Below are 25,041 nucleotides of genomic sequence, written 5' to 3' on the forward strand. Positions count from 1 at the left end.
TTTTAACCCATGTACCGAATAATTTCTATGTATATCATTAGAAAACTTGACATTCGTCAATGCTTTACGGCGAATGCTTTAGTAGCGCTGCTGCAAAAGAAAGAATTCCCGCTTATCTATCTCCAAAAAAACCGGCAGACGTAATGAACGGTGCCAGTTCTTTTATGCAGCTTCGATTAGATTTCATCAAATAAGACAGTAACAGCATCAGCAAGCTTCTCATACTTCTTATAAACCTTTTGATAAGCTTCGTGATTTTCTTTATTTGCAGTAATCTTCTTCTCCGTCGGCAGATTCTCTTTAATATCTTGGAAAGCCTTCGCTTCACCTGCCGCAACAAGTGCCACCCATGCTGCACCCCACGCTGCATTATGGTGTGTTTCTGAAAAGTATAGATCCTCACCGAAAATATCAGCTAAAATCTGAACCCAGATTTCAGAACGCGTCAGCCCACCGTTCACCGTAATTTTTTTCGGTGCTCCGGCAAGTTTTTCAAGTGATTGGCTAATTTGGTAAATATTAAACGCTATCCCCTCTAATACCGCACGGGTTACTTCTGCTTGTGTATGCTCCACCTGCAGACCATAGAAGTTTCCAGCTGTTTTCTGCACCCATAATGGAGCACGTTCGCCGTTTACATATGGTAAAAAGAGAATGCCATTCGCTCCTGGCTCAACATCTTTTGCTGTTTCAATAATAGCTGTAAAGTTGCCTGGGAATTTAATCAGGTCTTTGAACCATTGCAGAACGATACCACCATTATTCGTCGGTCCGCCAATAATCGACGTATCATTCGAGAAGGCATAAGTAAATGTCTCCATCTTATCGTTAATCGGCGCCCCGTCGATGAACTGACGAATCGCACCACTCGTCCCAACAGAAATATTAACCTCTCCGGGAGACGTTGCCCCACTCCCAAGGTTCGCAAGCTGTCCATCTGCAGAACCGATGATGAATCGATGGTTAGCTGGAACTCCTAGACTTTCCTTCACTTCAGGAATAAGCCCAGTCAACTCATAAGTCGGCTCAACAACGGGAGCGAGCTGGGATTCCTCAACACCTGCAAGTTCTAAGGCTTCCTTATCCCATACCTGGTTCTTCACATCAAACATCCCGGTAGATGATGCCATCGCGTAATCAATCACACGTTCACCAAACCAATGATATACGAGATATTCCTTCATCGTCATAAAACTTTTCGCCTGTTTATAAGCAGGTTCTTCATTTTCCTTCATCCACATTAGCTTCGTAAATGGAGTCATCGGATGAATCGGTGTTCCCGTCCGTGAATAAATCTCATCACCTTTACCATTATCCAGCAATCTTTCTGCCTGTTCGCCCGCACGGCCATCCGACCATATCAGCATTTTTGATAAGGGATTTCCGACTTCATCAACACAGATCAATGAATGCATCGCTGTGCAAAGCCCAGTAGCTACAAGCTCATATTTCTCCTCATCAACCGCAGCGAGTACATCCCGCATTACCTTTCTTGCTGCAGTTTCTACCTCTTTCGGATCCTGCTCCGCGTAACCATACTCCGGATAATGCGTCGTCACCATCTCTTCCGCTTCCGCATACAACTTCCCTTTCGCATCAAAAACAACCGCCTTCGCACTCGTCGTCCCTATATCTAAACCAACCACTAATTTTCCCTTCACAATCCTCATCCTTTAAGCAATAATTATGGGACACAGGGTCAGAGGCGTTGTCCCATTTTTTAAAAGTATACTATTTCATTAATCATGATTGAACGGAAAAAAGTTTTGAAGGAATACGCTTCCCTCAAAACCTCTTCTCTCTTTCCGGGTCAGGAGCTTGTCTTCCTCCGTGAGAGGAAACCTGTCTCTATCGCTCCCTGTCGTCCGTTAACTCTTATTATATTGTCATGCTTCCATACCCACCGTCAACACGGAGGAATGTACCTGTTACGAAGGAAGATGCTTTATCAGATGCTAGGTAAACCGCTGCACCAATTAACTCTTCCGCTTCACCAAAACGGTTCATTGGTGTATGGCGCATAATATCACTAATTCTTTCATCATCTAAAATTTTACGGTTTTGTTCCGCTGGGAAGAACCCAGGAATAATTGCATTCACACGAATACCATTTGGCGCGAACTCGCGAGCTAAGTATTGTGTCACACTGTTGATACCCGCTTTAGATGCTGAGTATGTGAATACACGTGATAATGGCGGATCAGAAGATACAGAAGAAATATTAATGATACTTCCCTTTCTCCCTTGATCAACCATTTTCTTAGCAAATAATTGTGTCGTGAACACGATTCCTTTTAAGTTGACATCCATGATACCATCCCATTCTTCCGGGGTAAGTTCAAAAAATGGTGTCGAACTGTTTCTGCCAGGTGCATTCAATAAGATATCCCAGCCGCCTGCCCATTCTTCAATTTCTTCAGCAGCTTTGGAGATTGTGTCGAGCTTAGCTACGTCACCGTAAAATGCTTCTGCTTCCCCACCGCTTGCTTTAATTTCTTCAGCAACTTCTTTAGCTGTGTCCAAGTTACGTCCAACAATCGCTACACGTGCGCCTTGTTCAACTAAACCTTTAGAGATTGCACTTCCTAATGTACTATTCCCGCCAAATGCGACTACTGTTTTACCTGTTAAATCAAATAAATTAGTCAATATAGTCCCCTCACTTTTGTTTTTATGCTACCCTAAAATAAATTACCATTCTCATCAAAATCAAGCTCATATACATCCGATACCTGTTCAAGGTCAGGATGTTTATTCACATGTTCCAAAAGGGTTTCTGAAACTTCAATTTCGCCGAGCTCTAACGTGTTCGTAATCCGAACAACTGTTGCTTTTGTAAAATCAAGAATGTTACACGTCTTGATCGCCGCTTGATAAGCTTGCTTGTCGTTTTCCAATGTTGTGGAAATATGAGTTGGTCCGACGACAGTTGATGTTAGACCATTCGCATATGTTCCGTGTCGATCCATTTTATTAACGAGCCGCTCGGTTGTAAAGTCAGCTGTTCCGACCCCATTAGCATTTCCTTCTGACTCTGACCTTAAGTCAAGAACGGCCATTTTCGATACATCTGGCCCGCCATGAGCATATGGCGTCGGGTATCTCCCCGTAATGTTCGGATCCATCCCATCACCACTAATGTTCTTGCCGATCTCATCAATGATCAATACATCAATTTGATCGAAATGAAGTTTCGGCAACAACTCCTTCGCCCTCTTCTGAAGTCGGGTTTCCCGCTCCTCAATGTCTTCAGGCCTCATCACAGCAACTTCTGCTACTTTATCAAATGGATTTTCTACGGTCGCTACTGCAAAAAGAATCGGCATCTTCTCTAATGCAACGCGAGCCATCTTCGGAATATTATCCGCCATGTGCTTAAAGCCCATCTGATGACAAGCTTCCGCACCTTTTTGCTTCCCTAAACCGATACTAATCATCTTCATGATTCCACTTTCAACCGGTCCTCGGAATGCGGTATGCGGTTTAATCCGGTTAATGACAACAATTCCGTCCGCTTCAGAAGCAAGTTTATCGATATAAACTGGCAGACCATTCTCGAGTTCATCGATTTTGATTACTTCCATTGATGAACGGATTTCTGCTCCTACTGTTCCCTCCGTTACACCAAGGTGTTCAAGTACTGCCTTTTGCCCTAGTGCTGTTGCGCCCCCGTGACTTCCCATAGACGGCACGATAAAAGGAGTCGCTCCAAGTTCCTTTAAGAAGTCAACCGTTACTTTTGTAATATCAACAAGTCGGTCAACCCCTCTGCTCCCAACAGCAAGCGCAATTTCCATCCCAGGTTTGACGAATTCTGCAACTTTTTCCTTGTCCAATTCCGCTCGAATTGCTCCCGGCACATCTTCAATTTTTGTGTCATTAAAGGTTTGCCGCACTTTAGCCATCTTTGGAATCGGAATATCCTTTAACAATTCATGGAGAATACTCATCTTTTGTCGCCTCCAATTTTTTATATTCTTTTAACTTGTTATTACTTCATACCCTTATGGCAAACATTTTATAAGGATTCATTGAAATCCCTTTCATTCAGCATGAAAAAAGAAGACTTAATTAGTTTGACGGGTAAATTAATGTCTATCTCTAGAATAACACTTCCTTGTATGGTCGTCAATTTTAAAATTACCCAAGAAAAAGAACAAGCCTAAACATATCGATTCTTATGCTTTAGGCTTGTTAAAACTATTGCTTTTTTCTTTTTTATTTAGGTTCAAAGTTGAAAGTAACGTTTGGCATTTTCATAACTGATATTTCTTACATATGTGCTTAATAATTCCATATCTTTCGGCGCTTTTTCTTCTTCAACCCAAGTTCCGAGAATATTACATAAAATTCTGCGGAAATATTCATGTCTCGGGAAGGATAAGAAGCTTCTGGAATCCGTCAGCATACCGATGAAGTTACTGATTAAACCGAAGTTAGCTAACGTCTTCATCTGATCTTCCATTCCATCAATTGTATCGTTGAACCACCAAGCTGTTCCGAATTGCACCTTTCCTGGTATTTCATCACTCTGGAAATTCCCTGCCGTTGCAGCAATTATATTGTTATCGCGTGCGTTCAAGCTATAAAGAACCGTCTTCGGAAGCTTGTTATTGATATCCATTGCATCGAGTAAGTTCGATAATTTATTTGCAAGCAGATGATCACCTACAGAGTCAAATCCGGCATCCGGTCCTATTAGTTTAAACATGCGCGTACTGTTGTTACGAAGCGGGTTAATATGGAGCTGCATGACCCAACCTTTATCCGCATAAAGTTCACCTAACACTACCAATGTATATGTTCTAAATTGCTCGACTTCTTTCTCCGTTAATACCTCGCCTTTTAAGCGCTTCGCGAAGATTTGAGCGACTTCATCTTTCGTTGCCTCTTCATAAAACATCACATTAATTCCATGATCCGAGCTGCGGCAGCCATTTTCATCAAAGTAGTTCACACGGTTTTCTAGCGCTTGTAAAAACGCATCATAATTTTCAATCGAACTGTTTGTTACTGCTTCCAGCTTTTCCACCCAAGCTACGAAATCATCATTCTCAATACCTAAACCTTTATCTGGTCGGAAGGAAGGAGACACCATAACAGAGTAATCTGTTTCCGCTAAAGCTTGGTGTGCTTTCAGATCATCTGTCGGGTCATCTGTCGTTCCAACAAATTCGACTTTTTTATTTTTCAGCAAAGCTCTTGTCGATAAATCAGGCGTTTTTAATTTGGCATTCGCTGCTTCCCAAATTGCTGGTGCAGATTTCTCATTTAACAATTCATCGATACCGAAATAACGTAATAATTCAAGGTGGGTCCAGTGGTAGAGCGGGTTTCCAATTGCATGCGGAACCGTTTTAGACCAAGCTAAGAACTTCTCGTAAGCAGGCTTGTCTCCAGTGATATAACTTTCTGAAATCCCATTCGCACGCATTAAACGCCATTTATAATGGTCTTCCCCTAACCAAACATCTGCTAAGTTATCATAATTCTTGTCCTCAAGAATCTCATACTGGTTCAAGTGGTTATGGTAATCGATAATCGGTAAATCCTTGGCCGTGTCATGATATAACTCACTGGCAGTGTCATTGTAAAGTAAAAAGTCGTCTGTGATAAACGTTTTCATTTTTTAACCTACTTTCCTTTATAATTAAGTATTTCTACGCTTTTTAAATAACTTTCATTATTTGTTTGCCAAACAAACAAAAATGCACTATACTTAATAGTATATGTAAACGCTTTACAATTCAAGTAAAAACCATTAATGAATTTCATAATACGTATTTAATGCTTCACCATCACCATATGTAGTTGAGTTAGTTCGTTCCCAACTACATATGGTGATGGAAAAGCCGACTTTGGTAATTATGAAATTCATTCCCATAATTAATTTTTAACATTTATATTAACCTACGAATTTATTAATATAGACAACACATAACTATCATTAAATCTATCATCGTCTTTTAACGTTCTATAAACGGTTTGATATAATAGATAAGTAAAAGCACAGTAAATTTAAAAGCCTTTACAGTCTATATTGTAAAGCATGTTGGTTTTTATAGTTTGTTCTGTAGACAAACCATTAAAATTCTTCAGCTTATGAAAAAAGTGAGAAATTTCTATTTATTTAAAAGGGGGAACCGGAATGGTTATTGGGGATGGCGCCTATATTAAAAAATTGAACAGATCGCTGATTTTGCAAAAGATTATTGAACATGAATTTATTTCGCGTGCAGAAATTGCTAAGATAACAGGGTTAAACAAAGCAACAATTTCCGTACAAGTTGCTGATTTGCTGGATGCAAAACTTGTGCAAGAAACACAGCAAGAGCATAATACAGTCGGCAGACGACCAATTATGCTTTCCATTAATGAAAGTGCGGGTTATGTTCTTGGTATTGATCTTGACTTTAAAGAAATTAAATTTCAAATTTCCGATTTACAAGGAAACATAGTAGAAACCAATACAATAGCAATCAATACAGAAGTATATGAAGAAATACTATATATTCTTATCGAAGAAATTCGTGATTATAAAGAAAAGTATTCTACGTGTCATTACGGACTCGTTCAGGCAATTATCGGTGTTCATGGCACAGTAAATAATGATGAATGGATTCAATTCATTCCAAGATTTCACTGGAGCAACAAAGACTTAAAGTCAGATATTGAACGGGAAGTTGATGTTAAAGTTTCAATTGAAAATACAGCGAACCTATCGATTTTCGCTGAAAGAGTTTATAAATATCCAGAAAGTGACAATATGCTCGGTATCGTACTGATCTCGGGAATTGGAGCAGGGATTATTAATGATGGTAAGCTAGTAAAAGGGCATGATGGCTATGCTGGTGAAATTGGTCATATGATTATTTCCCCTTTTGGTCAAGAGTGCCGCTGCGGGAATTCCGGCTGCTGGGAACTTTATACAGCAGAGCCGGTTGTCTTTTCACAATTAATGGAAAGACTTGACCGACCGAATTTAAGTTATAACGACATTAAGCAATTATTGGCTGTATCGGACCCAACTACTTGCGAAGTTATGAAAACCTTTATCAGTTACGTATCTATCGGCTTGAATAATATGATTAATTCTTATAATCCCGAAACGTTGATTATTAATAGTGAACTATTGAAGGTTTATCCAAACGCGATTGAAGAGATTGAAGAAAACCTTCAATCATCAGTCAGTGTTTATCAACAAATCGTTTTATCTGACCTTGGAAAAGATGCAAGTGTATTAGGGGCCTGTGCGCTTGCTATCCAAAACTTCTTCCAAGTTGAAGAAGTCGTATTTTCAAGAGAAGAAGTGTTAGATTAATTATATGTTTTGGCACAAAAAAACGAAGACATTCTTTTTGAATGTCTCCGTCTTTTTTGATTAGAACCAATTTGTATGGAACGTTCCTTCTTTATCTTTACGCTCATACGTATGAGCACCAAAGTAGTCGCGTTGTGCTTGGATTAAGTTTGCTGGTAAATCTTCCGCACGGTAACTGTCATAGTAAGCAATTGCGCTTGAGAATGTTGGTACTGCAATACCATGCTCAATTGCAAGTGCAACAACTTCACGCAATGCATCTTGATAGCCTTCCACAATCTCTTTGAAATATGGGTCCAGCATTAAGTTCGCTAAGTTTGCATTGTTATCATACGCATCTTTGATCTTTTGCAAGAAGTCTGCACGGATGATACATCCCCCACGCCAGATCATTGCGATGTCACCATACTGGAGATCCCAATTGTTTTCTTCAGATGCTGCGCGCATTTGTGCGAAACCTTGCGCATATGAAACAATTTTACTCATGTATAGAGCTTTACGTACCTTTTCAATCAATTCTTTACGGTCGCCATCAAACTGGGATGGAGTTGGACCAGATAATACTTTGCTTGCTGCAATACGCTCATCTTTCAAGGAAGAGATGAAGCGAGCAAACACGGACTCTGTAATAAGCGGTAGTGGAACTCCAAGGTCAAGCGCGTTCTTACTTGTCCATTTACCAGTTCCTTTTTGACCAGCTTTATCCATAATTACCTCAACAAGTGCTTTGCCTGTTTCGTCATCTTTCTTCTTGAAAATGTCTGCTGTGATTTCGATTAAGTAACTGTCAAGCTCGCCTTTGTTCCACTCAGCGAATACTTCACTTAATTCGTCAGCTTCCATGCCAAGAACGTGTTTCAGAATGAAATATGATTCACCGATTAATTGCATATCACCATACTCAATTCCGTTATGAACCATCTTCACAAAGTGACCTGCTCCATTCGGTCCAATGTACGTAACACATGGGTCGCCTTCTACTTTTGCAGAAATTGCCTCAAAGATCGGGGCAACAAGCTCATACGCTTCCTTCTGTCCGCCGGGCATGAGTGATGGGCCGTTTAATGCACCCTCTTCTCCGCCGGATACACCCGTACCGATGAAGTGGATACCTGTTTCGTCCAACATTTTATTACGTCGCATTGTATCTTCATAAAGCGTGTTTCCGCCATCAATTAGAATATCGCCTTCTTCTAAATATGGTTGTAAGGATTCGATTGTTGCGTCCGTAGCTGGACCTGCTTGAACCATCAGCATGATTTTACGTGGCTTTTCAAGAGAGTTTACAAATTCTTCAATTGTTTCTGCACCAACGAAATTTTTGCCTTTTGCTTCGTTTGCTAAGAATTCTTCTGTTCTCGCGTACGTACGGTTATACACCGCAACGGAATAACCTCTGCTCTCAATATTCATTGCAAGGTTCTTACCCATGACTGCTAGGCCAATTACACCAAATTGTTGTGCCATATTAATCCCATTCCTCTCATAGATTGTGGTTTTTTATATCATCAATAAAGCTTTATATAAACATAATTACCATTACTTTAATCGGTATTCAAGATTAAATCGAGAACCAAAAAGGGACGATTTCCCTTCCTATTTATTCAAAAACATAAGGATTCCTTCCTGTCTCTCCCACACCAATTAATTGACTGGTCAAACAAATTAAGTGTTTTATAAATACATCATATCGAACTAGTACAGATTTTACAAGTAATAATGTATGGGAATACAAAGTGAAACTTCATTTAAATGGGGGGATTCCTTACCCCACCAAATGTTAGTTGAACAGAATCAGGAATTTACGGACTGTTTATCCTCCTCCTTCACCTTTTAGGCTTCCCTCATGTTAGAGTTGGGGGGATTACAGACCGTTAATGCGTGACAAATTGTAGAAATTACAGATTCATCATATAATCATTATATCAAATTAACGTTGTATATGGGTATTCAAATAAAGACTGCTACCCCTGTAAATTGTTTACATAAGATAACAGTCTGATTTATCTTTATCTTTTAAAACCCTAATAAATCTAAATGCTTACCAATATGTTTTTCAAGACCGACACGATATTCATCTTCATGTTTAATAAGTTCTGTGAAAAAGTCATCTTTGAATAAGTAAGCATTATTTTCATCTTTCGCAGTTAAAATGAGGCCGTAAGTGACATGGAATACTTGTCTTGCTGCATCGTTATCCATGTAACTCGACAATTCCTCATCTGAAACAGTATCTAACGGTTTAATACTAGTTAGATCTGGGGTCACATGATAATAATTCAATGCCTCATTGAAATTCTCCAGAGCAAATCGATGCATTACTCGATATAATTTTGGATTTGTTTTGGCAATTACGCGAATAGCTTCCAACCAGTTTGTACCTGCTGTTTTTACGTGGAGTACATCACCTGTATACTTTGCAATAATTGGAAACGCCGAGAATTTATCACTGCCCGAGTGGATACTGAGCTTATAGCCGAAGTAATCAGCGATTTTCGCATGTTTCTCTAGTTCCGATTCAAATTGTTCCAAATCTCCAATGTAGTCGATTCCTTTTTGGAATTCACCGCAAAATCTTGGTGCAAGGCTAGTTACTTCTACTCCCTGATCTAACAATTCTTTTGCAACAAAGAAATGTTCTGCTGGTGTGGTGATTGTTTCTGTTTCATCAATTGAAACTTCAAAGTCGATTGCCCTCGTTTTCGTGCGGATATACGCATTATAAACATGCACCATGTAATCAATGGCCTTCTCGTATACAAGAACATTCTTCATTAATTCTGTTTCATCAAATACGATGGAGATACCATCGACATCGAACGTTTTATTTAAATAATTACTTTCAAAATGCTGTCTCGTTTCTACTGATAATGCTTCGTACTTTTGCCGAATCTCACTCTCAGTTAAATTCGAGACTCCATTCACAATAAAATCTGAACAATCTAAGGTGAGCATGGACATGCCAATAGAAAGCGCATGTTTGATATCTTCCTCTTCTTTCAAATGGTCCCCGTCTGCTCCAAATCCGCCTTTATATCCTTCTTGAAAAACTGCAAAACTTGCAGCATCTACAATATCAGTCATTGATCGATTGGTCAGATTCAATTCACGAATACTTTGTTGGGCAAGAATCGGTTTTATATTGCGATTTCTTATCGTCTCGATATGACCGGGCGACGCCAGTCCCAGTCTATCGCCGAGGCCCATTGTTGCTATTTTTTTTCCGAATGCCTGTGGAACCGTGTAATCAAAATAGCGATTTAAAACAAGGCGGTTTTCATGGGATAACGGGCAAACCTTGCCTTTTCCCTCCATAACTTCACCAGATAATTCATCAAACAAGCTTCCTTCACCTGCAGCTAAAAGCTTTTTCCCTTCAGAATCATGTATCATCAACAAGCGTACCTCGTCATATTTTGTAAAAGACTTCTGATATACTTTAACACCTGTAACTTCTAAATCGATATTTTCATTTTTCATTTGCCCAAGAACTGTTTCTAACATTTTCATCTCTACAACTCCTTGTTTAAAGTCTTTCTTACAAAGAAATAATCGTTTTATTCGTTCTGAAATTACCAGCTTTGAAAAATTCCGGTACTTCGTCAAAATCAATCCGATTTGTTACATAAGAATCCTTAATTAAACCTTTTTCCAGACATTCAATCACATATTCAAAATCTGACTTCATCGCATTCCTGCTGCCCATTAAGGTTAATTCCTTTGCATGGAAATCAGGGTCAAAGAAGCTTATCGTGTCCTTCACAAGTCCAACATAAACAAGTTTTCCACCATGGGAAACATATTCAAATGCCTGGGTCATGGATTGTTTATTTCCAGTAGCATCTAACACGATTGATGGGAGTTCTCCATCATTCAACTCAAGAATGTTCTTTAAAGCTGTATCCCCAGCAATTACGGTGTGGTCAGCTCCTGACCAAGCTTTGCATGTTTTTAACCTTTCTTCACTCAAATCCATAATGATTGTTTTGGCACCTGCCAATTTCGCAAACCGAGCAACTCCCATTCCAATTGGTCCAGTACCAATCACGAGCACGGTCTCATCCTCTTTAATATCAGCTCTTCGTACAGCATGCGCCCCTATGCTCAACGGTTCAACAATCGCAGCCTCCTCTAGAGATAAATCATTCACGGCTAAGATGTTTTCCTCTGGAAGCTTGAATAACTCGGTCATCCCTCCATCCCGATGGACACCAATTACTTCCATATTTGTACAACAGTTTGTTTTTCCATTTCTGCATGCGATACATTCCCCGCAATGTACATAAGGGATTACTGTCACGACATCCCCTTTCTTCACAGATTCTACACGCTCCCCCACCTTTTCAACTACCCCGGATAATTCATGTCCCAATACACGAGGATAATCGAAAAATGGCTGATTTCCGCCATAAGCGTGAATATCCGTACCACAAATCCCAATTTTCTTAATTGAAATAAGTACCTCTTTTTCTTTTACTGTATGATCCATATCCTGAGTTATTATTTTCATTTCATTTGGTTCTGCACATACAATCGTTTTCACTTTTTAAAACCTACTTTCTAATTTTGTTAAAGCTCTTTTCATGCCTAATTTATCAATTAATATAAAATAATTAGCGATAGTTTCATAGAGTTCCGGCAATTCCTCATTTGTTGTCAGAAAGTCCCGCTCTATCATTTTTTTTATAGAGTTTACTATTTGATTTCTTGACTGATTTTTCACTTTATAAAACTCTTGAAACGACATAATCGTCCATTCATCATCGGTAATTTTATATTCAACTTCTTCTGCTACGCCTCTATAAAAGTAAAGTAGCGTTGCAAAAGAGAATGTCAGTCGTTGAGGAATTCTTTCATGGTTCTTCATATATGCGTATAAGCTTGGCCAAACCCTTGCTTTATATTTCGAATAGCTGTTTAAGCTAATGTCTGTTAGTTTATGATCCAAATAGGGATTGGAAAAACGATCGTACATTTGCTCGATATATTTTTCCGATATTGCTTCTATTTCAGGATTCAGTGTCACCGCTATCTCTTTCCGAAGTGTTAGATTAATAAATTGGAAAATACCTTTATCCTTCATTCCTTTACTGACTATATCTATACCACACAATATTCCTAGTGGAGCAAGCATGGTATGCGCTCCATTAAGTAACTTCACTTTTAGTTCCCGGTACATATTTATTGAGTCAAACTTTACGTTTAATCCGGCTTCTTTGAGTGGCAGTTTAGACTCCAACTCTTTCTCACCTTCAATCACAAACAAATGATAAGGCTCAGCTACTGTCAGTAAATCATCACGATAACCGAGCTCTTGGTAAATTCCTTCTGCCTTACTCTTTGGATATCCGGGTACAATACGATCAACAAGCGTATTACAGAAACTGCATGCATGATTCAGCCATTTAACAAAATCATCCGGCAAATCCCAATCAGTCGCAATTTGAATACAAATCTGCTTTAGCTTTTTTCCATTATCTTCAATGAGTTCACAAGGAATTATCGTCCAACCTTTAAGCTTATCCCCCTCAAAGTACTTATAGCGATGGTAAAGTAAGGAGGTAACTTTGCCTGGATAAGATTTCGGGCATTGTTTTGGGTCAAACCCCTCTTTCACATAAACAATACCTGCTTCTGTTGTATTCGAGAATAGGAATTCAACCTGTTCCTCTTGAACTAATTTTAAAAGAGACTCCCACTCTTCGTATGGATTAAAACCCTTCGCAATGGAATCTACCAAATGTGTTTCTTTAACAAATTCCCCGTCGACATTACCTTCTAAGAGCAATGTAAATAATCCGTCCTGCCGATTAATGAGTGGAGTTGCCAGGTCACTAGGAAGAGCTTGCACTGTAGCTACCCTTCCATTAAAATCTGTCTTTTGATTCATGACAGAGATCATCCAGTCGATAAATGAGCGAATGAAGTTTCCATCACCTATTTGCAGCACTTTAACAGGATACGCCTCATCTACCCGATCACCTTGTAATCTACCAACTAATTCTTTGTTCAATCTTTTCATTTCACTCATGTTAACACCTCACAAGGATAGTTTAAGACCAATTCGTTAAAACAGCGTTGGTAGCAACAAGGAAATTTGTGGGATATAAGCAATTAATAGACTTGCAATAATTAAAATAATAATAAATGGAATACTCGCCCTTACAAAATCTTCAATTTTCGTTCCCGTTATCGAACTCGTAACAAACATGATCGTACCTACTGGCGGTGTGATTGTACCAATGCTTAATGTCAAAATAAAGAATATCCCAAAGTGTACCGGGTCAATGCCATACTCTGATAACAACGGCAGGAATAAAGGTGTCAAAATAATAATTGCAACGTTCCCCTCAATGAACATCCCTAGAATTAACAGAAATAGTAAAATAACAACAAAGAACACAAATCTTGATGAAATTATTTCTGTTATGGAACCAGCCAACATCTGTGGAACTTGTTCTAACGTGAGCACCCATCCAAATGCAGTACCAGCGGCAATAACCAATAAAATTCCAGCACCGGTATGTACGGTTTCAACAATCGCTTTCTTTAAATCTCTTAATCCCATTTCGCGATAAACAAATAATCCAATGACTAAAGCATATAGAACAGCAATTGCTCCTGCTTCCGTAGCACTGAATATACCAAAACGAATACCACCTATAATAATAATCGGGAAAACGACTGCTAAAGCAGCATCCTTTAAACCAGAAAAGAACTCTTTCGCTGTTGCCTTCTCTTTCTTCTCCGTTTCCAAGTTATGCTTTTTCGCATAGAAATGAACGTAAATCATCAGTAATACAGCAAGTGTAAGTCCAGGAAGAATACCCGCCATAAATAAATCACCAATAGAAACATTCCCAACATATCCATACATAATAAGTGCAATACCCGGCGGAATGATAGGCGTGATAATTGCTGCAGTTGCTGTTAATGCAGTGGAAAAGGCTTTGTCATACCCTTTTTTCACCATGCTCGGCACAAGCATTTTTGACTGCATCGAAGCATCCGCAATATTCGAGCCAGATAGTCCACTCATTAAAACACTAAGCGTTACGTTAACCTGTCCTAAGGCACCCGGCAGTGGCCTTGTAATAATTTCAGCAAAAGCAAGCAGCCGTCTTGTAATTCCTGTATAGTTGAGTAAAATCCCCGAAGCCATAAAGAATATAATCGCCATCAATGGTACAGATTCCAAGCCGCTAATCATTCTCTGCACTAATACCATTGCATTAAAGTCATTGGCAAATATGAAGTAGAGTGCCACACTTGCAATAATTGCAAATGCAACCGGGACATTAATAAAAATTAGAAAGATTAAAGCTACAAGCATAATTGTTAAAGCCATTTATAAGTCCCCTTTCATAGGCAAATCTCTTTGAAAGGATTTGATCAAATGTCTGGTATAATGATACGTAATTAAGACCCCGCCGAGTGGCACAGCAATATCTATCCACGTGTAGCCAATTCTTAAAGTCGGCGTAACTTTAGCCCCTGCATTGGCAGCCAGTTCAAACCCCAAATAAATAAACACATAAAAGAAAACAAAATATAACACCGCTGACCGAAGAATCTTTGTCGCCTTTTTAATCCTTTCAGGCAACTTTCCTACAAAATAATCAATACCTATATGCCCTTGTCTTTTCATCGTTGAACTTGCCCCGACAAAGACTAACCAAACGTATAGTGCTAACGATACTTCTTCTGCCCAAAGAATTGGCATGTTAAATATATAACGGAAGATGACATTGACAATTGTAATACTGATTACTCCTACCAAAGCAATGGAAGCAATGAAATCGTCAACATTATGAATCCATTTTTTCATCATAGAAACCCCCTTATCAGTTGCGTACGAACATTGATGTTATTAATTCTCTTCTAACAACGACTTGACTGTTTCATATAAGCCATCTGACCAACCTGGGAAGGATGTATAAACTGCTTCAGCTTTCTCCCTGAACGGCTCAAGATCTACTTCATGAATTTCAACACCTTGATCTACAAAATCTTCTAACACTTGTTCATTCAATTCTCCCAGAACTTCTCTGCCATACTCTGCCGCTTCAATTCCTGTTTCTTTTAAAATGTCCACCGTTTCTTCTGGTAGCGTATTCATGAACTCTGTACCTGCAATCCACGGACTCAATATTTTCGTGTGCCCTGTCAATGTCAAGTATTTTGCGACCTCATTTGTTTTTGAACCGGCTAATACAGGCAATGGATTTTCTGCACCATCAATCAGTCCTTGCTGCAACCCCGTATAGGTGTCTGATAAAGGCATAGGCGTTGGTGATGCACCAAGTGCTTCGAACGTATTTATATACATACTATTGTTTGGAACACGAATTTTTTTACCCTTTAAATCCTCTGGAGTATTCACCGGGCGAACAGTCATTAAATGACGCTCCCCATATATCGTAGTCGTGTTAATAATTTCAATGTTTTCCTCGTTTAATTGATTTTCTAAATCAGCGAACCAATCTGTAGTTGTTAAGTTAATAAGCTCATCAAAATCATCTGTTAAATATGGTGCTGTTAAAATTCCTGCATCCGGAACATAATCCATCAGAAAGTCATAACCCGTAAAAATAACAACATTATTCCCCATGATTGCTTGCTCCACAACATCTTTCTCAGAACCTAATTGTGAACTCGGATAAATATTCAACTCCAACATGCCATCACTTTTTTCAGCGGCTAATTCTTTCCATTTTTCCGCCATAAGTGCTATTGGTTCATTTGGATTATTCCCATGTGCAATATTAATTACGATTGGCTCTTCCCCGTCCTTGCTGCTTGCTGAACTAATATTCTCTCCACATCCCGCTATCAACAGGGAACAGGCTGCTAATAAACAAAATAATATACCTCTTTTTATTGAATGCATGATGGCTTCCCCCTCAGATAAATATCATTATTTTGATAAACTAATGAATTTCATAATACGTATTTAATGCTTCACCATCACCATATGTAGTTGAGTTTGTTCGTTCCCAACTACATATGGTGATGGAATAGCCGACTTTGGTGATTATGAAATTCATTCAAACTCGAAGATTTTTACCTAAACTTATTAAACACTTACTTTCCCCTTTGTTATAGAAAATTACTAGTTTATTGAGTTGCTTATCCTCCTATATCTACACGTCAGTTAGCCCTAATAACCCGAATAATTAATCAATATACCGTTTTCATCATTCAGGAAAAGATAGTAGCACTTACGCTTAACAATGATTTATATAAAGCGTCTTCACGCTTTCATCAAATAACAACGTTGTTATTTTAGTGAAAGCGGAATAAAATGTATAGAAAATCAATCTAGTTAATTAAGTAAGTACAACTTTAAATTATATAGAATATAGCGTTTTCAAATCAATTAACAACGTTGTTAATTTTATGGTATACTAGTTTCTAAGAAAATGCAAACATTATTCGTTTGGCATTTTTTTGAATACAGAGATAGGTTATCTAAATGAATTATATCTTTATTTTAAATGGAATTAATAACAATGTGCTATAACTTTAATTATCCTTTTACTAAATTGTGTAGCACCCATCGGAAAAAACATTTATTTTAATGAATTTCATAATACATATTTAATGCTTCATCATCACCATAAGTAGTTGGTTCGTTCCCAACTACATATGGTGATGGAAAAGCCGACTTTGGTAATGAGGAAATTCATTCATTTAATAATATTTTAGAAGCAGGTGAACAAATATGAAGGTTACTATTAAAGATATTGCAGCTGTTGCTGGAGTAAGCTATTCCACCGTTTCGAAAGCATTGAATAACAGTCCCCTTGTTCAGGAGAAAACTAAAAGGAAAATTATCAAACTTTCACAAGAAATGGGGTATAAACCAAACTTTGCGGCTCGAAGCCTGGTATCGAATCAAACAATGGTTATTGGTTTGATCTGGCCGACGATTGATAGAATTGTTTTATCCACATTAGTAACTAAAATAAGCAATGAAATAAGAAATACTGACTACTCGATGGTACTTTCCGTTGATCCTGTTGAAACATCAATTGAAACTTTCAAACGTTTCCAGGTTGATGGCATTATATTATTTGAAGAAAACATCAGTAATCCAATCGAAACCGAATCATTGCCAATATTATCATATGGGGTAATAAATGACGCTAGAAAAAATTACCCGACTATCGATCCGAATTATGAAGAAGCCATGAATAAGGCAGTGAAATACTTATTCGGTTTAGGACACACGAAGATAGCATATATTAGCAATCTTTCATCACCTGATCCGATGCAAATTGAAAAAAATAGAAGCTTCCGTAAAGCGATGCAACTCCATGGTCTTTCCATAAAAGATGAGTATATAATTGATACAGAAGGATTTAACTTTTATGACGGATATACAGCTACAAGTAAATTATTAAATCTGCACGACCGACCTACTGCTATAGTTGGTGGAAGTTATGATTTAAGCTCCGGGATTATCCGAGCCATCTCAGAAAAAAAATTAAGCATCCCTAAAGATATTTCAGTAATCAGCTACGATAATATCCCTGAAATGGAAAATACAGAAGTCCCTTTAACCTGCATAGGAGTTTCTATTGACCAACTAGCAACTGAAATTGTACATTCTATGATTAAGTTCGTGGAGAATAATGTAATATCAAATCCAAAACAATTTAATAAAAAGATGAGCCCTGTGCTTGTTGAAAGAGAATCCTGCGGAACACCAAGTTGACTACTTAACGTATTACCCAATCACATGTAGATAATTCATAGAGTTTTAAAATTATTGATTAAGACTGGAGGGAATGGGTATGAATAACATCATTCTATTTGATGGGGAATGCAACTTTTGTGATGCAAGCGTCCAGTTTATTATAAAAAGAGATCCAAAAGCTGTTTTCTCATTCGCTTCCCTCCAAAGTGATATAGGAAAACAACTTTTAGCTGCATACGAACTCTCTGGGAATATCGACAGCATGGTGCTTATTACAGACGGGAGAGCCCACATCAAATCCAGTGCTGCACTACGGATTGCCAAGGAGTTATCTGGGATATGGAAATTAGCTTACGCCTTCATCTTTGTGCCACATCCCGTTCGAGACTTGTTTTATGATTTTGTCGCGCGAAACAGATATAAATGGTTTGGGAAAAAGGTAATCTGCACAATCCCTTCTCCTGATGTGAGAAAAAGATTTTTATAACAGCTCTTTCGCCAACAACCGATACACATCCAACCGCTTCTCTTGTGAATGCGGGATACTCACAATCATCGCTTCATCAAAACCATATTGCTCCTGCTGCTCCCTTAACGTTGCCGCCACTTCCTTTGCACTACCGACAAGGTGCAATTTACGATTATCCTGAATTTTCATCTTGTCCACTTCTGTTAATGGAAAATCCTTTGCCTCTTCTGGTGTCAAAACTTGCATGTTTTTCCCTTTCATGAAGAGCAGACGCCAAATATCCTGCGGTTTCGCTTCAAACTCCGCTTCTTCCCTCATTTCCGCAGTCGTTACCATATAGCAAACATTAATTTCGGGTTTATCCATGAAACTGGAAGGTTCAAAGCTATTCTTATAGATATCAAATACTTCTTTTTCCATCTCTCCGGTGAAAAACTGAGCGTAAGAATATCCCATACCATTGCGCCCTGCTTGTGTTGCACTGTCACCCGTTGAACCGAGCAACCATGCTTCCGGCAAAGTGACCTGATAAGGTGAAGCAATCATCCGGTGATATAACGGATCGTCCGGCATCTCGTCGTTGATGAGCTGAAGTGCGGTTTCTAATTTCTCATACATATTATGGACCATCGGCTGCCTTCCTTCCGACAACGCGTAAATGGAATAATTATCACCGCCCGGAGCTCTTCCTACTCCGAAGTCAATTCTCCCTGGGGAAAAAGCACTTAATGTTTTAAACACTTCGGCCATCTTCAATGGGGAATAATGCATCATCATGATCCCACCAGTTCCGATTCGGATATTCTTCGTTTTTGCAGCTAAGTGGGCTGCAGTGATTTCCGGTGCGGAGCTTGCGAGCGTGTCCGTATTATGGTGTTCAGCCATCCACATGCGGTGGTACCCTAACTCATCCCCTAAAACAGCCAATTCTTCCGCTTTCTTTAAGGCATCAGGTGCTCGGTTTCCTTTAGTAATTGGAGCCTGATCCAGTATACTTAACTTCATTCAATCGATCCCTTTCCAATATTTCTAGTCTATAACCTAGTATAATACATCACTTTTTCAATGCCATTCATATGCCTACATTAAAAAATCCTAAAGCAGCCGCAAGGACCACTTTAGGATTGCTCTATTAATTCGTAATATAACTCTTTATTCTCCGTATATAATTATGCCGGATGAAAATAAAGTAAATGATTTGAATAAGAGTAAAGCTTCCAAGTACAAGAACGGAACTTTCCAGCATACTATAGTTAAACATGTTTTTAAGTGCGGTTAACGCAACAGCCCCGTGAATGACCGCAGTGATGATAGGGATAAAAAACAGTAATGCCAGCTGTGTTGTTAGTACCTTGGATAACTCCTTATCGGTCAGTCCGATTTTGCTAATCATCGCGAACTTCTGCTGTTCATTTTCTATATCGGCATACAAGCGGAAGTACAAGAAGCTACCTGCTGCTACGAAAAATACTACACCAATAAACAATCCGATAAACAAAACCGTACCAAATGATTGATTGATAACATACCAATCATAACCGAGATTACTAAAGGTAAAGTGCTCCCCGTATCCATTCGTGTCACTTACGCCTAAGTCTTCCAGGAGCTGTTCTCCCATATCCGCTGTTGCCTTCCAGTCATCTACCTGGAAAACATAGAAGGTTTCCTGCTCAAAGTCCATGATTGCATCGTAAAACGCATCGTCGACAATTAAATAATCGTCAAACGTACGCATCAGAACCGAACCAAATGCCGTTTTCTGATTAATTTCCTTACCAGCAAAGTCAATCGTGCGTACCTCTTCTATATCCTCCGCCTCCATCATCGTACTATGATAATAAAGGTAAGCCGCCTCCTGCCCATCTAACGCAACCTGCTCCTCGCTCCGTCCGCCTGCTTCTGCAATTGCATTGAATTCCGATTCCGAAATAACACCTGTGAGCGGAACATATTCAGTGGCCAGGCTCGGTATCGAAACATTTTTAATATGAACAGGTAATTTTTGATACGAAAGACCATCTAATTTCTCTTCAATAAGTTGGATATGCTCTCCTTCTTGCTCGTTCTCAAAACTGGAGGAATATTCAATTGCAAATGGACGCTCTTCCGCTAAGCTATTCGTAAGCATAAACCGGAAACCGACAAGCGTACCTATCGCCGTAAACGCAACCGTCGATACAATCGCAACAAAGAAGAAGGTTCGCGCATTATCCTTCATCCGGTGTGCCAAATCGGAAAACAATACGAGATTCGTCTTTTTCCAAAACAGTCCTTTTCGTTTTTTCAACCGATTGATGATAAAGACACTTAATTGGGTAAAAAGGAAATAGGTCCCAATAATGACGATAACTGTTACAGGAATCATGGCGAAGACCACTTTATCCCCTTTCACCGTTAAAGCGACACCATAGCCAACCGCAAGTAACACAGCAGCTAATAACGAGAGCACAACAGAAGCTTTCGGTTCCTTCTTGGGGACAGCACTTCCTTTGATTAAATCAATTAATTTATTCCCTTTTAAGATGAACACTGTAAAAAAGGAAATCACAACAAATAGAAGTAAAAATGCACCACAAGTAAGAATGATCGCTTCCCATGGCATATAAAACGGTAAGGATTCTTTTAATTCCAGGACCGATTCTGCCGTCATCAAGATAATCTTCGCAAACACAAGCCCGATCCCCACACCGGAAATGGTCGCAATGGAACCGATCAACACATTTTCTAAAAAGACCATCTTACGCAATTGCTTGTTCGTCATTCCGAGCATGACCATTAAGCCGAACTCCTTCTTCCGTGAGTGGAGAAAGGCACTCATCGATACGAGCACAAAAATAAAGGAGAAAACATAAATAATTCCTTCAGCAAAGTGCAGACCTACCGTAACGCTCGGATGTACTTCTTTTAATGCCGGATGAAAGGCAAAGATTCCATAGACAAAGAAAACCATTACCGAGAATAAGCTACTAAGGAAATATGCAGCATAGATCCGTTTATTTCGTAAGACATTATTAAACGCGAATTGACGAAAGGTCACTTGCATCCCCTCCCAACAGCGATAACACGTCAATTATTTTTTGGAAGAAAGCTTGACGATTATCCCCGCGCTGAATTTCGTTATATAACTTCCCGTCCTTAATAAAGACAATCCGCTCCGTGAAACTTGCAGCAATCGGATCATGGGTCACCATCATCATTGTTGTCCGGTCCTCTCGATTAATCTGCTCAAGCATTTCCATTACCGTCCGAGACGCTTTCGAATCAAGGTTACCTGTTGGCTCGTCCGCGAGCACCATTTTCGGCCGGTGGATAATTGCCCGGGCAATTGCCGTCCGTTGTGCCTGTCCGCCGGATATTTCGTAGGTACGGTTTTGTAAAATTTCCGAGATGCCGAGCTTGTCAGCAACTGCTGCGACACGCTTTTCCATTTCCTTGACCTTTGTTCCCTCAAGTGTAAGCGGCAGGACAATATTTTCCTCCACGGTCAATGTCGACAGCAAATTAAAGTCCTGAAACACAAAACCCAATTCCCGGCGGCGGAACTCTGCCATTTCATTATGCTTCATCTCTAGCAGGTTCTTGCCATTAATAAGTATCGACCCTGAAGTCGGCTGATCAATTGTTGCAACCATATTGAGCAATGTCGACTTCCCGCTTCCGGAAGGACCCATGATTCCAACAAACTCTCCTTCTTCAATAACTAAATCAATATCTTCAAGCGCCTTATGCGTAACTTTTCCATCATATATCTTACTTAACTTTTCCGTTTTTAAAATATCCATGTTAAAAACCCCTTTCCTTCTACAGCTAGTGTAAAAGAAAAGAGGAATTTTAAACATCGGTATAGCTTTCAATTAGCTTACATTTCTGTAAGGTTCCTTATTTATCGAATATTAATTTGAGTAATGTCCCTTTTCCATGCGTGGATTCGATTTCAACCGTGTGGCCCAGTTTGTCACATATATCCCGAACGAGCGAAAGCCCCATCCCGGTCGATTCCCGATAAACCCTTCCATTTTCTCCCGTAAAAAATGGGTCAAACACCCGTTTGATATCTGACTTGGGAATACCGACTCCCTCGTCTTCGATCAGTAATTGGACACCTGCTTTCGTTCTAGCTTCGGATATATAAATCTTATCGGATTTGCCTGCTGAGTATTTTACAGCGTTTGTCATGATTTGATTAATAACAAAAGCTAACCATTTTCCATCTGATTCCACGGTAACTTCTGAAAGATTAAGCTCTGGGTAAACTCTGTTCTTAATGAATAAGCGTTTATTATCACGAATCACTTGTTCGACTGCCTGTTTTAACGGAACGGGCTTCACATGAAAGTCTTGTGCAAACACTTCTAGGCGTGCAGCATATAATACCATTTCCAGTCCCTTTTCAAGCTTATCTGTTTCTTCACGGATACTATGGATCTGCTCATCATCATAATCCTGAATAATTAACTCAATGACGGATAATGGCGTCTTCATCTGATGCACCCATTGGTTAATGAATGTCATATGCTCATTTTTCTTACTGTTTGCAACGGCTATTTCCTCGATATATAAACGATGCTGTGCTTTTAAGAGATTGCTTAAGGCAGCAGAAAGTGGTGCAGCGTCGAACGTGTCAAACACTTCCTCCAGCCGGGCGATAGGACTTGTCAAGACTTGATAGAATTTCCGTAATGTGATGTAACGATATACTAAATAGCCTGTTAAGAAAAAGATGCCTAAAAATAAAATATAAAAGATTAAGGATACTTCACGAAAGTCGCTTAACCAAAGCACAGTCACGATAACTGCTAGTTGAATAACATTAATTAGAATGAGCGGAAACTGGTCACGAAAAAATAGTTTTATCATGAACCCCGCTCCCAATTCACGATGAGCCGGTAGCCTGCACCCCGGATCGTTTCTATTGCACCTTGAATTCCTAACTCCTGCAATCTTTTTCGGACACGGGTAACATTCACGTTCAGTGTGTTTTCATCAACAAAGGCTTGGTCATCCCACAGCTTTTCAAGAAGTAAATCCCTTGATACGACTCTTGGAGAACGACTCATCAGCACCTCAAGCAGCACAGCTTCTTTCTTGGTGAGCGTAATTACTTCTCCACTCTTCACTAATTCCAGCCGTTCCACGTAAAGAGTTAATCCTTCCAGCTCAATTGTTCGTTCTTCCACTTTTGGTGCATATTCCCCGTAGGCTCTCCGTAAGTTGCTCTTAATTTTCGCAACGACGACTTCGTAGGCGAATGGTTTCGTAATATAATCATCTCCACCATTTTCCAGTGCCATGACTTGATCCATCTCCCCTGAACGAGCGGAAATGAATATGATCGGACAAGTGGAGATTTGTCTAATCTGTCTGCACCAGTAGAAACCATCAAAGCTAGGTAAATTAATATCCAATAATAGAAGATCTGGCTGAATTTGTTGGAACTCTTCCGTTATTGCATCAAATTGCTCTGCAATTACTGCGTCATAGCCATATTTTTGCAAATGGCTCTGCAGAAGGGTGGCAATCTTCGGGTCGTCCTCGATAATTAAGATTTTCGCCATTGGCAATCTTCCTTTTCATCCGATTTTGATTATCTCCAGTATAACGCATGTTTGCAAAATAGGAAAAAGACACTTTCTCAAAGATAGAGGCGAGGGAGTATCCAAGCAACACAAAAAGGCAGTGTCATTATTCACTGCCTTTTTGTAGAGATGCCATCACTTTCTTAAACTTGTACGCTATTCTATCTTGTCTAGCATGACCAACAGATTCTTATAATTAGATAATGTTTCTTTATCTTCAATTTTAACACCGGAACTAAAATATAATATATCTCCTGTTCCACTGCTCATCTGATTCCTTGCTTCGAGAATTCGTTTCACGTTTTTCGCCGTACCAATACTTCCAGAAATAATATCGACTTCTTCAGGAAATATGCTCCTCATATTCTTTTGAAAAAAAGGGAAATGGGTACACCCAAGCACGACTGTCCCAATCTGTTTTAAATCAAACGAAGCAAGCTCTTCTTTTAAGTATGGTACCACTTTCTCTTCCCGGAATTTGAAGCGCTCCGCAAATTCGACGAGCTTGGGAAGAGGTAGACTCTCCACAATATCCTGATGATCGATTCGCTCTACTAAGTTATGATACTTTTCCTCTTTAAGCGTTAAATTCGTTGCGAGTACTAATACTTTTTTTCGCTTTCCCTCACATCTTTGGACAGCGGGCTTAACGGCTGGTTCAATCCCTAATATAGGGATATCGTACTTTTCACGAAGGTCGTCGACTGCAATACTTGTTGCCGTGTTACAAGCAATCACCAGCGCTTTAATTCCTTGTCCAACCATAAAATCAACAGCATTAAAAATATATTCCTTTACCTCTTCTTTTGATTTTTCACCGTATGGAGCGTTTGAGGTATCTGCGTAATAAATATAATCTTCTTTCGGTAACCATTTCAATATTTGATGAAGAACGGTCAACCCGCCTACTCCAGAATCCAATATGCCTATTCTCACTGTTTTCACTCTTTCTCTCTATTGCACGCCCGAATCA

Annotated in this window: 20 protein-coding genes; 3 read left to right on the forward strand and 17 right to left on the reverse strand. The window is 39.3% G+C overall.

Translation table 11 applies throughout. The features are described 5' to 3' along the window. Positions 1-176: 176 nt before the first annotated feature. The 4 genes from L3V42_RS13280 to uxaC form a co-directional block, all read right to left on the reverse strand. Positions 177-1,661: a gluconokinase gene (locus L3V42_RS13280; protein ID WP_238472192.1), complete on the reverse strand. Its 1,485-nt coding sequence runs from the start codon at positions 1,659-1,661 to the stop codon at positions 177-179. Positions 1,662-1,878: 217 nt separating this feature from the next. Further along, complete coding sequence (locus L3V42_RS13285; protein WP_238472193.1) at positions 1,879-2,649, reverse strand: SDR family oxidoreductase; 771 nt, start codon at positions 2,647-2,649, stop codon at positions 1,879-1,881. A 32-nt stretch (positions 2,650-2,681) separates the two neighbouring features. Continuing rightward, entirely contained in the window at positions 2,682-3,950 is a 1,269-nt protein-coding gene (locus tag L3V42_RS13290) for a nickel pincer cofactor-dependent isomerase, group 22 (protein ID WP_238472194.1), read from the reverse strand. Positions 3,951-4,228: 278 nt separating this feature from the next. Continuing rightward, positions 4,229-5,626 carry a glucuronate isomerase gene (uxaC, locus tag L3V42_RS13295; RefSeq protein WP_238472195.1) on the reverse strand — a complete coding sequence of 466 codons (1,398 nt, stop codon included), beginning with the start codon at positions 5,624-5,626 and terminating at the stop codon, positions 4,229-4,231. Between the two features lie 522 nt (positions 5,627-6,148). Between uxaC and L3V42_RS13300 the strand changes: the two genes are divergently transcribed. Further along, entirely contained in the window at positions 6,149-7,321 is a 1,173-nt protein-coding gene (locus L3V42_RS13300; protein ID WP_238472196.1) for an ROK family transcriptional regulator, read from the forward strand. Between the two features lie 60 nt (positions 7,322-7,381). On the opposite strand, the gene gnd is transcribed toward L3V42_RS13300, so the two are convergent. From gnd to L3V42_RS13335, 7 genes are all read right to left on the reverse strand, one after another. Beyond that, positions 7,382-8,788 carry an NADP-dependent phosphogluconate dehydrogenase gene (gnd, locus tag L3V42_RS13305; protein WP_238472197.1) on the reverse strand — a complete coding sequence of 469 codons (1,407 nt, stop codon included), beginning with the start codon at positions 8,786-8,788 and terminating at the stop codon, positions 7,382-7,384. Positions 8,789-9,337: 549 nt separating this feature from the next. Further along, on the reverse strand, positions 9,338-10,825 hold the full coding sequence (locus tag L3V42_RS13310; protein ID WP_238472222.1) for a tagaturonate epimerase family protein: 1,488 nt from the start codon (positions 10,823-10,825) through the stop codon (positions 9,338-9,340). A gap of 34 nt (positions 10,826-10,859) precedes the next feature. Then, on the reverse strand, positions 10,860-11,864 hold the full coding sequence (locus L3V42_RS13315; protein WP_235763055.1) for a zinc-binding alcohol dehydrogenase family protein: 1,005 nt from the start codon (positions 11,862-11,864) through the stop codon (positions 10,860-10,862). Between the two features lie 3 nt (positions 11,865-11,867). After that, positions 11,868-13,352, reverse strand: coding sequence for a tagaturonate reductase (locus tag L3V42_RS13320; protein ID WP_235763054.1), 1,485 nt, complete (start codon positions 13,350-13,352; stop codon positions 11,868-11,870). 36 nt (positions 13,353-13,388) lie between these two features. Next, the gene (locus L3V42_RS13325; RefSeq protein WP_238472198.1) at positions 13,389-14,669 is read right to left on the reverse strand and encodes a TRAP transporter large permease; all 1,281 of its coding nucleotides are present in this window, start codon (positions 14,667-14,669) and stop codon (positions 13,389-13,391) included. Then, entirely contained in the window at positions 14,670-15,149 is a 480-nt protein-coding gene (locus L3V42_RS13330) for a TRAP transporter small permease (protein ID WP_235763052.1), read from the reverse strand. A gap of 42 nt (positions 15,150-15,191) precedes the next feature. Next, on the reverse strand, positions 15,192-16,211 hold the full coding sequence (locus L3V42_RS13335; RefSeq protein WP_238472199.1) for a C4-dicarboxylate TRAP transporter substrate-binding protein: 1,020 nt from the start codon (positions 16,209-16,211) through the stop codon (positions 15,192-15,194). Between the two features lie 834 nt (positions 16,212-17,045). Here L3V42_RS13335 and L3V42_RS13340 point away from each other — a divergent pair. Together L3V42_RS13340 and L3V42_RS13345 are read left to right on the forward strand one after the other, a co-directional pair. After that, positions 17,046-18,041 carry a LacI family DNA-binding transcriptional regulator gene (locus L3V42_RS13340; protein ID WP_235763050.1) on the forward strand — a complete coding sequence of 332 codons (996 nt, stop codon included), beginning with the start codon at positions 17,046-17,048 and terminating at the stop codon, positions 18,039-18,041. Positions 18,042-18,120: 79 nt separating this feature from the next. After that, positions 18,121-18,510, forward strand: a complete 390-nt coding sequence (locus L3V42_RS13345; protein ID WP_235763049.1) for a thiol-disulfide oxidoreductase DCC family protein — start codon at positions 18,121-18,123, stop codon at positions 18,508-18,510. On the opposite strand, the gene L3V42_RS13350 is transcribed toward L3V42_RS13345, so the two are convergent. From L3V42_RS13350 to murI, 6 genes are all read right to left on the reverse strand, one after another. Next, a complete protein-coding gene (locus L3V42_RS13350) occupies positions 18,505-19,497 on the reverse strand; it encodes an LLM class flavin-dependent oxidoreductase (RefSeq protein WP_235763048.1) in 993 nt (330 codons plus the stop codon). The two genes, L3V42_RS13345 and L3V42_RS13350, sit on opposite strands and share 6 nt — an antisense overlap. 127 nt (positions 19,498-19,624) lie before the next feature. Beyond that, a complete protein-coding gene (locus L3V42_RS13355; protein WP_238472200.1) occupies positions 19,625-21,529 on the reverse strand; it encodes an ABC transporter permease in 1,905 nt (634 codons plus the stop codon). Next, entirely contained in the window at positions 21,504-22,274 is a 771-nt protein-coding gene (locus tag L3V42_RS13360; RefSeq protein WP_238472201.1) for an ABC transporter ATP-binding protein, read from the reverse strand. The genes L3V42_RS13355 and L3V42_RS13360 overlap by 26 nt, the downstream gene beginning before the upstream one ends. A 97-nt stretch (positions 22,275-22,371) precedes the next feature. Beyond that, positions 22,372-23,349, reverse strand: coding sequence for a sensor histidine kinase (locus L3V42_RS13365; RefSeq protein ID WP_238472202.1), 978 nt, complete (start codon positions 23,347-23,349; stop codon positions 22,372-22,374). Then, entirely contained in the window at positions 23,346-24,047 is a 702-nt protein-coding gene (locus L3V42_RS13370; RefSeq protein ID WP_238472203.1) for a response regulator transcription factor, read from the reverse strand. The genes L3V42_RS13365 and L3V42_RS13370 overlap by 4 nt, the downstream gene beginning before the upstream one ends. Positions 24,048-24,224: 177 nt before the next feature. Then, positions 24,225-25,004: a glutamate racemase gene (murI, locus tag L3V42_RS13375; protein ID WP_238472204.1), complete on the reverse strand. Its 780-nt coding sequence runs from the start codon at positions 25,002-25,004 to the stop codon at positions 24,225-24,227. Positions 25,005-25,041: the final 37 nt, after the last annotated feature.

The sequence above is a fragment of the Oceanobacillus alkalisoli genome (genome assembly GCF_022213125.1).
GTDB classification, from domain to species: Bacteria; Bacillota; Bacilli; order Bacillales; family Amphibacillaceae; genus Oceanobacillus; species Oceanobacillus alkalisoli.

What these genes read in the sequence shown, in the direction of transcription:
- L3V42_RS13290 (WP_238472194.1), bottom strand. Translation starts at nt 3,950, where the DNA reads ATGAGTATTCTCCATGAATTGTTAAAGGATATTCCGATTCCAAAGATG.
- uxaC (WP_238472195.1), bottom strand. Translation starts at nt 5,626, where the DNA reads ATGAAAACGTTTATCACAGACGACTTTTTACTTTACAATGACACTGCC.
- L3V42_RS13300 (WP_238472196.1), top strand. Translation starts at nt 6,149, where the DNA reads ATGGTTATTGGGGATGGCGCCTATATTAAAAAATTGAACAGATCGCTG.
- gnd (WP_238472197.1), bottom strand. Translation starts at nt 8,788, where the DNA reads ATGGCACAACAATTTGGTGTAATTGGCCTAGCAGTCATGGGTAAGAAC.
- L3V42_RS13310 (WP_238472222.1), bottom strand. Translation starts at nt 10,825, where the DNA reads ATGTTAGAAACAGTTCTTGGGCAAATGAAAAATGAAAATATCGATTTA.
- L3V42_RS13320 (WP_235763054.1), bottom strand. Translation starts at nt 13,352, where the DNA reads ATGAGTGAAATGAAAAGATTGAACAAAGAATTAGTTGGTAGATTACAA.
- L3V42_RS13325 (WP_238472198.1), bottom strand. Translation starts at nt 14,669, where the DNA reads ATGGCTTTAACAATTATGCTTGTAGCTTTAATCTTTCTAATTTTTATT.
- L3V42_RS13330 (WP_235763052.1), bottom strand. Translation starts at nt 15,149, where the DNA reads ATGAAAAAATGGATTCATAATGTTGACGATTTCATTGCTTCCATTGCT.
- L3V42_RS13335 (WP_238472199.1), bottom strand. Translation starts at nt 16,211, where the DNA reads ATGCATTCAATAAAAAGAGGTATATTATTTTGTTTATTAGCAGCCTGT.
- L3V42_RS13340 (WP_235763050.1), top strand. Translation starts at nt 17,046, where the DNA reads ATGAAGGTTACTATTAAAGATATTGCAGCTGTTGCTGGAGTAAGCTAT.
- L3V42_RS13345 (WP_235763049.1), top strand. Translation starts at nt 18,121, where the DNA reads ATGAATAACATCATTCTATTTGATGGGGAATGCAACTTTTGTGATGCA.
- L3V42_RS13350 (WP_235763048.1), bottom strand. Translation starts at nt 19,497, where the DNA reads ATGAAGTTAAGTATACTGGATCAGGCTCCAATTACTAAAGGAAACCGA.
- L3V42_RS13360 (WP_238472201.1), bottom strand. Translation starts at nt 22,274, where the DNA reads ATGGATATTTTAAAAACGGAAAAGTTAAGTAAGATATATGATGGAAAA.
- L3V42_RS13365 (WP_238472202.1), bottom strand. Translation starts at nt 23,349, where the DNA reads ATGATAAAACTATTTTTTCGTGACCAGTTTCCGCTCATTCTAATTAAT.
- L3V42_RS13370 (WP_238472203.1), bottom strand. Translation starts at nt 24,047, where the DNA reads ATGGCGAAAATCTTAATTATCGAGGACGACCCGAAGATTGCCACCCTT.